The organism is Tomitella cavernea, from assembly GCF_016599145.1.
Classification (GTDB): domain Bacteria; phylum Actinomycetota; class Actinomycetes; order Mycobacteriales; family Mycobacteriaceae; genus Tomitella; species Tomitella cavernae.
The window spans coordinates 1-12,354 of record NZ_JAENKO010000017.1 but is presented as its reverse complement, the minus strand read 5'-3'; the positions used below and the strand labels follow the sequence as shown (position 1 = coordinate 12,354).

Sequence of the window (12,354 nt, the reverse complement as noted above, 5' to 3'; positions counted from 1 at the left end):
CCGGAGCGCGTGAGATCCCGGTCACAGTCGACGATACCCGCATTCACACCTATCCGGCGTCGGAATCGGACACCCGAACGGTCGCGTTCCGGTCAACTCACCCGACCCCGCACCAGCGGCCCGCCACTGCCGAGTTCATCCCGGCCGCCGGCGCCGGCCGATGCCCCGGGCCGGATGCCGACCGCCCCGGCGAGCGCCTCGCGGGCCGCGGCGATCCGCTCCGGGGCATCGGTGTGCAGCGACAGCAGGCGCCCGCCCGCCGCCACCGGTTCGCCCGGGCGTGCATGGATCTCGATCCCGGCCCCGGCCGTCACCGCGTCGCCCGGGGCAAGCCTGCCGGCACCGAGGATGCGGGCCGCATCCCCCACAGCCCGCGCGTCCAGTCCGGTCACAACCCCCGCGACGCCGGGCTCCGCGCACACGGTGTCGACGTGCCGCGCGACGGGCAACGGCGCGTCCGGGTCGCCGCCCTGCGCGGCGATCATCCGCCGCCACCGGTCCATCGCGCTACCGTCCACCAGCCGCACCGCCGGGTCCACCGCGTCCAGGCCCGCGGCGGCGAGCATCTCCCGCGCCAGGGCAGTGGTCAGCTCCACGACGTCCGGCGGGCCCCCGCCTGCGAGCACCTCCACCGCCTCGGCCACCTCGAGCGCGTTGCCGACGGCCCTGCCCAGCGGGGCGTCCATCGCGGTGAGCAGCGCCGTGGTGCGCACGCCCGCATCGGCGCCCAGGTGGACCATCGTCTCCGCCAGCTCCCGGGCCGATGCGGCGTCGGCGAGGAAAGCGCCGGAGCCCACCTTGACGTCGAGCACCAGCGCGTCCGCGCCCTCCGCCAGCTTCTTGCTCATGATCGACGCCGCGATGAGCGGGATCGATTCGACGGTGCCGGTGATGTCCCGCAGCGCGTACATCGCGCGGTCCGCGGGAACCAGCTCGGCGCCGGCGGCGCACACCACCGCCCCGACGTCCTCGAGCTGTCGGCGCATCGCCGGCATCGGCACCTCGGCCCGCCACCCCGGAATGGCCTCGAGCTTGTCGAGGGTCCCGCCGGTGTGCCCCAGCGCGCGCCCGGAGAGCTGGGGCACCGCCGCGCCGCAGGCCGCTACGAGAGGCGCCAACGCCAGCGTGATCTTGTCGCCCACCCCGCCGGTGGAGTGCTTGTCCACCGTGGGGAGGCGCGCGCCGGCGCGCCGCAGCCCGGTGAGATCTGCGGTGGATCCGCTCGCCCGCATCGCCGACTCGAGCGACGCGGTTTCACGGGCGGTCATCCCCCGCAGCACGATGGCCATCAGCAACGCCGCCATCTGGACGTCGGCGAAGGCGCCCGCCGTGTACGCCCCCACCGCCCAGCGGATCTCCGCGTCGGTGAGCTCGTGGCCGTCGCGCTTGCGCGCGATGACCCCTACCGGGTCCATCGCCGCACCGCCCCCGATTCCGACTCGCCCGGCCCGAACGCACGCGGGAGCAGCTCGCCGAGCGTGACCGGCGGCCCAGCGCCGGCGTCGACCGCGAGCTCCGCACCGCCGTGCTCCAACAGCACCTGCCGGCATCGCCCGCACGGCATGACGGCGGCACCCTCGGGGCCCACGCACGACACCGCGCGCAGACGGCCACCACCGGAGGCGAACAAGTTACCGACCAGTATGTTTTCGGCGCACACAGTGAGCCCCAGTGAGACATTCTCCACATTGCAGCCGACAACCACCCGGCCGTCCTCCATCAGCCCCGCCGCACCCACCGCGAACCCGGAGTACGGCGCGTAGGCGTTCCGCATCACCTCGAAAGCGCGCGTGCGCAGGTCATTCCAGTCCGTATCGGCCACGTCACCCATGGTGCCACCGCCGCACCGGAGCACAGCACGGGACCGTCGGACACTCGTGTGAAGTTTGCTTAGCCTGGGCTAAGACAATGGCCGAATCTCCGCAGTGCCGGTATATCGGATTAGTTGCCTCACTACGCTGGGTCTACAGTTCATCTGTCGGTTCAGGTTCTCGTCGAGCCCCGAGGCCCCGCCGGTAGGACTTCCGCGTCCCCACGGCATCTGCTACGTCTCGCGGCCGCCGAATCACCACAGACGTTGGAGGCAGAGCACTCGATGACCAGCACGCAAGAAGTCGCCCTCACCAGAGAGCGCACACGAACCCTCTACCGGGGCGATCCCGGAATGTGGTCCTGGGCCCTGCACCGGATCACCGGCGTCGCCACCTTCTTCTTCTTGTTCGTCCACGTGCTGGACACCGCTCTCGTGCGCGTCAGCCAGGACGCATACAACGAGGTGATCGGCACCTACCAGAACCCGATCGTCGCCCTGATGGAGCTCACGCTTGTCGCGGTGGTCCTGTACCACGGGCTCAACGGCGTCCGCATCATCCTCGTCGACTTCTGGGCCAAGGGCTGCCGCTACCAGCGCCAGCTGCTCTGGGGAGTCGGAGTCGTCTGGCTGGTCGTGATGATCCCGGCCACCTTCCGCATCATCCAGCAGATCATGAAGGGGATCTCATAATGACCGCCGAAGCCCCGATCATGGGTCGTTCCTACGACCGTCCCGCCAGCCTCGACAACCCACGTTCGCCCCGCCGGCCCCGCCGCGGCGGCTTCGAGATGGCCGCGTGGGTGTTCATGCGCGTCTCCGGCATCGCGCTGCTGATCCTGGTCCTCACGCACCTGTCGATCATGCTCATGATCGACGACGGCGTGCACCGCATCAACTTCGCTTTCGTCGCGGACCGCTGGACCAATCCGTTCTGGCAGATCTGGGACTTGATCATGCTCTGGCTCGCCATGCTGCACGGCGGCAACGGCCTGCGCACCGTGATCGCGGACTACTCGCGCAAGGACTCGACGCGGTTCTGGTTGACGACGGTCCTCGTCGTCGCGATGGTCCTGATCATGGCGATCGGCACCTACGTCATCTTCTCGTTCGACCCCAACATCAAGATCAGCTGACCTCCGGGGAGCAGAAACTTCATGCCAGAATCGCAAGAGCTGCACCAACACCGTTACGACGTGGTCATCGTCGGCGCAGGCGGCGCCGGCATGCGCGCGGCCATCGAGGCCGGACCGCGGGCACGCACCGCGGTGCTGACCAAGCTGTACCCCACCCGCTCCCACACCGGCGCTGCGCAGGGCGGTATGTGCGCCGCACTGTCCAACGTCGAGGAGGACAACTGGGAGTGGCACACCTTCGACACGGTCAAGGGCGGCGACTACCTCGTCGACCAGGACGCCGCGGAGATCATGGCCAAGGAGGCCATCGACGCGGTGATGGACCTGGAGAAGATGGGCCTGCCGTTCAACCGCACCCCGGAGGGGCGGATCGACCAGCGACGCTTCGGCGGGCACACCCGTGACCACGGCAAGGCGCCCGTGCGCCGTGCCTGCTACGCCGCGGACCGCACCGGCCACATGATCCTGCAGACGCTCTACCAGAACTGCGTCAAGCACGACGTCGAGTTCTTCAACGAGTTCTACGCGCTCGACGTGTGCCTCACAGACACCGCCGAGGGCCCCGTCGCCACCGGCGTCGTCGCCTACGAGCTGGCGACCGGCGAGCTGCACGTGTTCCAGGCCAAGTCCATCGTATTCGCCACCGGCGGGTCGGGCCGCATGTACAAGACCACGTCCAACGCGCACACCCTGACCGGCGACGGCATGGGGATCATCTTCCGCAAGGGCCTGCCGCTGGAGGACATGGAGTTCCACCAGTTCCACCCGACGGGTCTGGCCGGGCTGGGCATCCTCATCTCCGAGGCCGTGCGCGGCGAGGGCGGCATCCTCCGCAACGTCGACGGCGAGCGCTTCATGGAGCGCTACGCCCCCACCATCAAGGACCTCGCCCCGCGTGACATCGTCGCCCGCTCGATGGTCCTCGAGGTGATGGAGGGCCGCGGCGCCGGGCCGCACAAGGACTACGTCTTCCTCGACGTGACGCACCTCGGCGCGGACGTGCTCAACGAGAAACTGCCGGACATCACAGAGTTCTCGCGCACCTACCTGGGCGTGGACCCGGTCACCGACCCGGTGCCCGTCTACCCCACGTGCCACTACGTGATGGGCGGCATCCCCACCACCATCACCGGCAACGTGCTGCGCAACGACCAGGAGGACATCGTCCCGGGTCTGTACGCGGCGGGCGAGTGCGCGTGCGTCTCGGTGCACGGCGCCAACCGCCTGGGCACCAACTCGCTGCTCGACATCAACGTGTTCGGGCGCCGCGCGGGCATCGCCGCCTCCGAGTACGCGCAGTCGCACGACTTCGTCGACCTGCCGGAGGACCCGGCCGGGATGGTCACCGCCTGGCTCGCGCAGATCCTGTCCGACCACGGCAACGAGCGCGTCGCGGACATCCGCAAGGAACTGCAGGCGACGATGGACGCCAACGCGCAGGTGTTCCGCACCGAGGAGACCCTCGAGCAGGCCCTCAAGGACGTGCGCGCGCTCAAGGAGCGGTACAACCACATCGTGGTGCACGACAAGGGCCGGCGGTTCAACAGCGACCTCCTCGAGGCCATCGAGCTGGGCTTCCTGCTCGAGCTGGCGGAGGTCACCGTGGTGGGCGCGCTCAACCGCAAGGAGACCCGCGGCGGCCACGCCCGCGAAGACTACCCCAAGCGCGACGACGCCAACTACATGTGGCACACCATGGCCTACAAGGAGGGCGAGGGTCTGCTCTCCGGGATCCGGCTCGGCCACAAGCCGGTTGTCCAGACCCGCTACGAGCCGATGGAGCGTAAGTACTGATGGCCGACACCGCTGTAATCACCGCGCCGCCGCAGGGCGACCCGGAGCTGCCGAAACCCGCCGAGGGTTCGGTGATGGTCACCCTCAAGATCGCGCGCTTCAACCCCGAGGATGGCAAGGGCGCACACTGGGACAGCTTCCAGGTGCCCGCGCTGCCCTCCGACCGGCTGCTCAACCTCCTGCTCTACGTGAAGGGCTACCTCGACGGGTCGCTGACGTTCCGCCGCTCGTGTGCACACGGCGTGTGCGGCTCGGACGCCATGCGCGTCAACGGCGTCAACAGGCTCGCCTGCAAGCTGCTGATGAAGGACATGCTGCCCAAGGACGGCAAGCCGGTGACGATCACGATCGAGCCGCTCAAGGGGCTGCCGTGCCTCAAGGACCTGATCGTGGACATGGAGCCGTTCTTCGACGCCTACCGCGCGGTCAAGCCGTACCTGATCACCACCGGTAACGAGCCCACCCTCGAACGCGTCCAGTCGCAGGCCGACCGCGCGCGCTTCGACGACACCACCAAGTGCATCCTGTGCGCGTGCTGCACCAGCTCGTGCCCGGTGTACTGGAACGAGGGCAGCTACTTCGGGCCCGCCGCCATCGTCAACGCGCACCGGTTCATCTTCGACAGCCGCGACGAAGGCGCCGCCGAGCGGCTCGACATCCTCAACGACGTCGACGGGGTGTGGCGTTGCCGCACCACCTTCAACTGCACCGAAGCATGCCCGCGCGGCATCGAGGTCACGAAGGCGATCGCCGAGGTCAAGCGCGCGCTGCTGTTCGCACGCTGACGACGGGCCGCGCCGCCGGCCACACTCTCCGCAGGCCCCCGCACCGTCCCCGGTGCGGGGGCCCCGGTGTTTTCCACGCCGCACTGTGCGGCCGCCTTCCCGTTCCGTGGTCGAATGGCTAATGTGAGGCCAGAGGCGGCGCACCGGTGCCTCCCGGCATGTGCGGCCGCGCACGAGTACGTCTGGAGAGGTGGATTGCCATGAGCGAGAACAGCTTCGGGGCGCGTGACGAGCTGGAAGTCGACGGGGCGCGGTACGAGGTCTTCCGGGTGGACAGGGTGCCGGGCTCGGAGCGCCTGCCCTACAGCCTCAAGGTTCTGCTGGAGAACCTGCTGCGCAACGAGGACGGCCACCTGGTCACCCGGGCACAGATCGACGCGCTCGCGCAGTGGGACCCCGCCTCCGCCGCCAACCCGGAGATCCAGTTCTTCCCCGCCCGCGTACTCATGCAGGACTTCACGGGCGTCCCGTGCGTGGTCGACCTGGTGGCGATGCGCGACGCTATGACGGCCCTCGGCGGTGATCCGAAGAAGATCAACCCGCTCATCCCCACCGAACTCGTCATCGACCACTCCGTGATCGCCGACGAGTTCGCCAGCGTCGACGCGGCGCGGATCAACTCGGACCTGGAGTTCGAGCGCAACAAGGAGCGCTACCAGTTGCTGCGCTGGGGTCAGGGCGCGTTCGACGACTTCCTCGTGGTCCCCCCGGACACCGGCATCTGCCACCAGGTCAACTTGGAGTACCTGGGCCGCGGGGTGTTCACCCGGGAGAACGCCGACGGCACCACCATCGCCTACCCCGACAGCCTCGTCGGCACCGACTCGCACACCCCGATGATCAACGGTCTCGGCGTCGTCGGCTGGGGCGTCGGCGGCATCGAGGCCGAGGCGGCCATGCTGGGCCAGCCCATGTCGATGCTCATCCCGCAGGTCGTGGGTCTCAAGCTCACCGGCGAGCCGCAGCCGGGCACCACCGCCACCGACGTCGTCCTGACCGTCGCCGAGCTGCTGCGCAAGACCGGGGTGGTGGGCAAGTTCGTCGAGTTCTACGGCCCCGGCGTCGCCAACGTGCCCCTGGCCAACCGCGCCACCCTCGGCAACATGAGCCCCGAGTACGGCTCGACCGTCTCGATCTTCCCCATCGACCAGGTCACCCTGGACTACATGCGCCTCACCGGCCGGCCCGAGTGGCGGATCAAGCTCGTCGAGGCCTACGCCAGGATGCAGGGCATGTGGCACGACCCCGACCACGAACCGCAGTTCAGCCAGAAGGTCGAGCTGGACCTGTCCACCATCCGCCCGTCGATCGCCGGGCCCAAGCGTCCTCAGGACCGCATCCCGCTGACCCACTCCAAGCGCGCCGTCAAGCAGCTGCTGCACGGCGAGGAGACGTCGAAGGTCATCGACGAAGTGCAAGAGGTGGGCCTCGACGAGGCCTCGTTCGAGTCCTTCCCCGCCTCCGACCCGGTCGCCATCGTCGAAGACCACAACGTGGCGCCCCCCGTCGAGGTCGACATCGACGGGCCGGCCCCGGACTACCCGTCCAATCCGACGCCGGTGACGATGCCGGGCGGCGACGAGTTCACCATCGACAACGGGCACGTGATCATCGCCGCGATCACCTCGTGCACCAACACGTCCAACCCGTCGGTGATGATCGGCGCCGCCCTGCTGGCGAAGAAGGCCGTGGAACGGGGGTTGTCCAGCAAGCCGTGGGTGAAGACCACGCTGGCGCCGGGATCGCGCGTGGTCACCGACTACCTCGAACGCTCCGGCCTCACCCCGTATCTCGACAAACTGGGGTTCAACCTGGTCGGCTACGGCTGCACCACCTGCATCGGCAACTCGGGCCCGCTACTGGGCCCCATCGCCGACGCCATCGACCAGGCCGACCTCAACGTGGCGGCGGTGCTCTCCGGCAACCGCAACTTCGAGGGCCGGATCCACCCGCAGTCGCGAATGAACTTCCTCGCCTCCCCTCCGCTCGTCGTGGCGTACGCGCTCGCGGGGAGCATGCTCGTCGACCTGACCAGCGATCCGCTCGGTATCGGCAGCGACGGCGAGCCCGTGTACCTCGGGGACATCTGGCCGGACGAGGCGGAGGTGGACAAGGTGATCTCCGAGTCCATCGAGGCCGGGATGTTCACCGAGGGCTATTCGGACGTCTACGCCGGCGACGACAACTGGAAGAGCCTGCCTGAGGCGACGAGCGAGGTGTTCGAGTGGAAGGACGACTCGACCTACGTGCGCAGGCCTCCGTACTTCGACGGGATGGCCCGGGAGGCCGAGCCCGTCCGCGACATCACCGGCGCCCGGGTCCTCGCGAAGCTGGGCGACTCGGTCACCACCGACCACATCTCGCCCGCCGGGGCGATCCGACGCGACGGCCCTGCCGGCGCGTACCTGCAGGGGCACGGCGTGGAGCCGCGGTCGTTCAACTCGTACGGATCCCGGCGCGGCAACCATGAGGTGATGATCCGCGGCACCTTCGCGAACATCCGCCTGCGCAACGAGCTTGTGCCGGGGGTGGAGGGCGGCGTCACCCGCTACCTGCCCACGGGCGAGCAGATGAGCATCTTCGACGCGGCGGAGAAGTACGAGGCCGACGGCACACCTCTGGTGGTGCTCGCGGGCGCCGAGTACGGCTCCGGATCCTCGCGCGACTGGGCGGCCAAGGGAACGCTCCTGCTGGGGGTGCGGGCGGTGATCGCGCAGTCGTTCGAGCGCATCCACCGCTCGAACCTCATCGGCATGGGCGTGCTGCCCTTGGAGTTCCCGGAGGCCGAGTCGATCGAGAGCCTCGGACTCACCGGCGAGGAGGAGTTCGCGATCAGCGGCATCGCGGGGGCCGATTCCGGCGAGTTTCCGCGCACCGTCACCGTCCGGGCGGGCGACACGGAGTTCACCGCGAAGGTGCGCATCGACACGCCCGCGGAGGCGGCATACTACCGCCACGGCGGCATCCTCCAGTACGTGCTGCGGCAACTGCTGGGCGCCTGAGCGGCGCAGCGGAGTTCGACGGCCGTCGTTCCGGGGAATCACACCGCAACACCCCCTTCCCGCGGCGCCGGGTGACACAATGAGCCCATGAACAAGATGTCGCTGGTGGCGCTCACACGTGAGCTGCGGGCAAGGGCGGCGGGGAGCGAGCGGAAGGTCGCGTCCTCCACCGTCTTCGGCGGGCACGAGAAGACGCTGCGGCAGACCCTCGTGGTCGTCGCGGCCGGCGGCGAGCTCGCCGAGCACGAAAGTCCGGGCGAGGCGACGGTGCAGGTGCTCTCCGGGCGGATCACGCTCGACACGTCCGAGAACTCATGGGAGGGCCGCACAGGAGACCTGCTGGTGATTCCGCCGGCGCGCCACAGTGTGACGGCGGTGGAGGACTCCTCCTTCCTGTTGACTGTCGCGAAGAGTTGACGGCCCGGGAGCCGGCGCCGTGACCGACACCCACCCTGATCATCTGTCGCCGCGCACGTTCCTCCGGCGAGTCGACTCCGCGGTGTCCACGCTGAATCCGGGCTACTTCGCGCTGACCATGGCGACAGGCATCGTGTCGGTGGCCATCCGCATCCACGGGCTGGACCTGCTGGCGCAGACGATGGCCGTGATCTGCGGTGTCTCCTGGGCGCTGCTCACGGCCCTCACCGTGATCCGGATCGCCCGGCACCGCCGCGCGATCCGCAACGACTTCCAGGATCCGCGCCGCGGCTTCGGCTACTTCACCTTCACCGCCGCGTCCGGCGTGCTGGGAACCGTGCTGCTGGTCGAGGACCAACGCGCGCTCGGGATCGCGATGCTCGTGATCACCGCCGTCAGCTGGTTCCTGCTGGGGTACATCGTGCCGTGGACCGCAGTGCTGCACCCGTCGCACCGGCCCACGCTGCCCGGCGCCAACGGGACGTGGTTCATCTGGGTGGTCGGCGGCCAATCCCTCGCGGTGCTCGCGGCCACGCTCGAGCCCACCGTCACAGCCTTCCGGGACGAGCTCGGCATCCTCGCCGTGTTCTCGTGGGCTGTCGGGTGCGTGCTCTACGCGGGGGTCGCCCTGCTGGTGGCGGCGCGGCTCATGCTCTACCCGTTGGGCCCCGAGGACGCCGTGCCCGCGTACTGGATCTCGATGGGCGCCACCGCCATCACGGTGCTGGCCGGGTCCAAGGTGGTGCTCATCGGCGACCACGCCGCGCCCATGGTGCGGGCCGCCCGGGAGCTGGCGGCCGGGACGTCGGTGATCTTCTGGGTCTTCGGCACCTGGTTGATCCCCGTACTGCTCGCGGCCGGATACTGGCGGCACGTGGTGCACCGGCTGCCGCTGCGGTACGACGCCACACTGTGGAGCATCATCTTCCCGCTCGGGATGTACTCGGTTGCCAGTTACTTCCTCGGCTCGGAGCCCGTCGACGACCTGCCGCTGGTGCAGACGATCGCGGAGGTCGAGGCCTGGGTGGCGCTCGCCGCGTGGACGGCAGTGTTCCTCAGCATGTGCGTGCACCTGTTCCGCACACTCATCCTGGGGCGGATCGTCCCGCCGCAACCGGAACGCCCGTACATCATCCCCGAAGAACCCGACCCCGCCGCGTGACGCCGGCGCCCGCCGACCATGGCGCGCCGCCGCTGCGCATCGGGATCCTGGGGGTCGCCCGGATCACCGGCGAGGCCGTGGTGCTACCGGCCCGGGTACTCGGGCATCGCCTGGTGGCCGTCGCATCACGCGACCGGGCGCGCGCGGAGTTCTTCGCCGAGCTGTGCAGGGTCGAGCGCGTACACGACTCGTATGAGGACGTTCTCGCGGACCCCGACGTCGACGTCGTCTACCTCCCACTTCCACCGGCACTGCACGTGCACTGGGCCCTCGCCGCGCTCGCCGCCGGGAAACACGTGCTGTGTGAGAAGCCACTGGCGGCCACGGCCGAGCAGGCGGCCCGCATCCGGTCCGCCGCACACCGCGCCGGCCTCGTGATGCACGAGGCGTATCACCACCTGTGCCACCCGCTGTGGGAGCGCATCGGGGAGCTCACCGCACCGCTCGCCGGCGGCGCACTCGCGCTCGGGGATCTCGACGCGGTGCGGGTGGAACTGACGATGCCGCCGCCCGGCCCGGACGATCCGCGCTGGTCCCGGCGGCTCGGCGGCGGCGCGCTGCTTGACCTCGGCTGCTACGGACTGCAGATCGCGCACCTGCTGGGCGCGGCGGGCGGCGGTGCGCCGACGGTGGAATCGGCGTCTGCCCGGCACGCCGGAGTGGGGCGCTCCGCCGTCGGACACCGCGCCCCGGTCGACGAGTCCGTCACCGTGGCTCTGCGCTACCCCGGCGGCGCGCACGCGCAGGTGCACGCGTGCATCGCGGCAGCGTCGACGCGGCACCGGCTCCGCGTCGACGGCCGCGACGGCACGCTCGAGGCTGACGGCATCCTGCTTCCGCACCTCGGCGGCGCCCTGGTCGTCCACAGGAACGGGGCACCGGCGGATACCGGCGGCGGGATCGGATTGTTCGCCGGCCCCTCGACCTACACCGGCCAGCTGGCGCGGTTCGCGGCGCGGGTCCGCGACGGTGCGCCGATGCCGTTCGGCTGGTCGCTCGACGACGCGCTGGCCACCGCACACCTCGTCGACGACGCGCGCGCGGCGGCCGGACTCGGCGACCCCTGACGCCGGGTTGCGCAGCGCGGCTACACCCGCGGATGCTCCTGCGCCCGCGCGAGGAGCGCACGCACCGCGGCCTCGACCGCGGCGGTACCGCACGGCCGGGCCCGCACGTTCCTGTCAGGCGTGCCGACCACCGCGGGGCCCTCGACGGGTCCGATCCCGTCCCCGTCGAGAAGGTGGCCGCCGTCGTCGCCGACCAGCCAGGCCAGTCCCGCCCGCACTGCTTCACCCGCGACCCCCGCCGGCGTGGTGACCTGGAAGTATGCCTCGCACCTCCGGGGCCGCTCCCCGAGCGCACGGATCTGCTCGGCGTCGGATCTGGTCGCACGCACGGACAAGGGCTCGCGGGCACCGCGGCCTGTCGGAACGGGGGCGACGGCGGCCAGCGCGGCCGACAGTACGGTTCCTCCGCCGGCCGGATAGCGCGGCAACCCGGCGCACAGCCGTGCGACGAGCAGCTCGGTACGGCCGCTCTCGACGTGGCAGTCGCCTCCCCGCGCCAGGGACCAGGTCGGCCCCGCGCCGCGCGGGCTCCGCTCCGCGGCCGTACCGGAAGGCTCCTGCACCGGATCCTGCAGCACGAGCGTCGAGCACGCCGCGCCGACGCCGACGAGCCCGCGCAGCGGCCGTCCGCGCGCGTCCACGGCCGTCGCCTCAAGCCACAGCTCCGGTCTCCGGAGGGTGCGCACGGCGGAGAGCAGTGCAGGATCCGGCCGGAACCGCCACCAGGCGGCGAGTTCCGCTGCCCGGGCTGCGGACTCACTGCGCGTGCGCGCCGCGCCTGATACCTGCAGCGGCCGCTTGACCACGTCGCCGCCGGCCTCCCGCCACAGGTACCGGAACTGCTCGCCGGTGAGTGTGCGCTTCACGCGCCGTCCGCCGAGCCCAGCACCGGGTGCACCACCGTGCCCAGATCGCCGATCAGCTGGTCACCATGACCGACGGTGGTGAGGAATCCGGCCGCATCATGTCCCTCGTCGCCCCCGCGTCCGCGGCCCCCACCGCCCAGCATCGCCGGGCCCATCGTCCTGCGGCCGGCACCCCCCGGGGCATCCTGCGCCGCGGATGCGCCGGCGGCCGGGGACGGCCCCACGCCCCTTCCTGCCACTTGTCCACCGCCCACGGGCCCGCCGTGCGCCGCGGAGCCACCGGGAACGCCGCCCGCACGGCCGCCGCCCGGCACA

General features: G+C 70.4%; 11 protein-coding genes and 1 pseudogene. 8 read left to right on the top strand and 4 right to left on the bottom strand.

The genetic code is table 11. The annotated features are described in order from the left end of the window. Window positions 1-92: 92 nt before the first annotated feature. Window positions 93-1,415 (bottom strand): thymidine phosphorylase, encoded by a 1,323-nt coding sequence (locus tag JJ683_RS07995; RefSeq protein ID WP_200172881.1) that lies wholly within the window; start codon window positions 1,413-1,415, stop codon window positions 93-95. After that, window positions 1,403-1,822, bottom strand: coding sequence for a cytidine deaminase (locus JJ683_RS07990; RefSeq protein ID WP_200172879.1), 420 nt, complete (start codon window positions 1,820-1,822; stop codon window positions 1,403-1,405). Before JJ683_RS07990 ends, JJ683_RS07995 begins: the two co-directional genes overlap by 13 nt. Before the next feature lie 273 nt (window positions 1,823-2,095). Here JJ683_RS07990 and sdhC point away from each other — a divergent pair, with 273 nt between their 5' ends. The 8 genes from sdhC to JJ683_RS07950 all read left to right on the top strand — a co-directional run bounded on the left by sdhC (window position 2,096) and on the right by JJ683_RS07950 (window position 11,173). Then, on the top strand, window positions 2,096-2,503 hold the full coding sequence (sdhC, locus tag JJ683_RS07985) for a succinate dehydrogenase, cytochrome b556 subunit (protein ID WP_200172877.1): 408 nt from the start codon (window positions 2,096-2,098) through the stop codon (window positions 2,501-2,503). Continuing rightward, entirely contained in the window at window positions 2,503-2,946 is a 444-nt protein-coding gene (locus JJ683_RS07980; protein WP_200172875.1) for a succinate dehydrogenase hydrophobic membrane anchor subunit, read from the top strand. The genes sdhC and JJ683_RS07980 overlap by 1 nt, the downstream gene beginning before the upstream one ends. 21 nt (window positions 2,947-2,967) lie before the next feature. Then, the gene (gene sdhA / locus JJ683_RS07975; protein ID WP_200172873.1) at window positions 2,968-4,740 is read left to right on the top strand and encodes a succinate dehydrogenase flavoprotein subunit; all 1,773 of its coding nucleotides are present in this window, start codon (window positions 2,968-2,970) and stop codon (window positions 4,738-4,740) included. A 74-nt stretch (window positions 4,741-4,814) separates the two neighbouring features. Then, window positions 4,815-5,525, top strand: a complete 711-nt coding sequence (locus tag JJ683_RS07970; protein ID WP_242474520.1) for a succinate dehydrogenase iron-sulfur subunit — start codon at window positions 4,815-4,817, stop codon at window positions 5,523-5,525. Between the two features lie 200 nt (window positions 5,526-5,725). After that, on the top strand, window positions 5,726-8,527 hold the full coding sequence (locus tag JJ683_RS07965) for an aconitate hydratase (RefSeq protein ID WP_200172870.1): 2,802 nt from the start codon (window positions 5,726-5,728) through the stop codon (window positions 8,525-8,527). A gap of 87 nt (window positions 8,528-8,614) precedes the next feature. Beyond that, window positions 8,615-8,944 (top strand): cupin domain-containing protein, encoded by a 330-nt coding sequence (locus JJ683_RS07960; protein WP_200172868.1) that lies wholly within the window; start codon window positions 8,615-8,617, stop codon window positions 8,942-8,944. Window positions 8,945-8,963: 19 nt separating this feature from the next. Beyond that, window positions 8,964-10,106, top strand: a complete 1,143-nt coding sequence (locus JJ683_RS07955; RefSeq protein WP_307810762.1) for a tellurite resistance/C4-dicarboxylate transporter family protein — start codon at window positions 8,964-8,966, stop codon at window positions 10,104-10,106. Continuing rightward, window positions 10,103-11,173: a Gfo/Idh/MocA family protein gene (locus JJ683_RS07950; RefSeq protein ID WP_200172866.1), complete on the top strand. Its 1,071-nt coding sequence runs from the start codon at window positions 10,103-10,105 to the stop codon at window positions 11,171-11,173. The genes JJ683_RS07955 and JJ683_RS07950 overlap by 4 nt, the downstream gene beginning before the upstream one ends. Window positions 11,174-11,193: 20 nt before the next feature. On the opposite strand, the gene JJ683_RS07945 is transcribed toward JJ683_RS07950, so the two are convergent. Continuing rightward, window positions 11,194-12,039 carry an ESX secretion-associated protein EspG gene (locus JJ683_RS07945; RefSeq protein WP_200172864.1) on the bottom strand — a complete coding sequence of 282 codons (846 nt, stop codon included), beginning with the start codon at window positions 12,037-12,039 and terminating at the stop codon, window positions 11,194-11,196. Continuing rightward, window positions 12,036-12,354 (bottom strand): annotated as a pseudogene (locus JJ683_RS07940) (hypothetical protein); the annotation flags it as partial. The gene JJ683_RS07945 and the pseudogene JJ683_RS07940, both read right to left, overlap by 4 nt.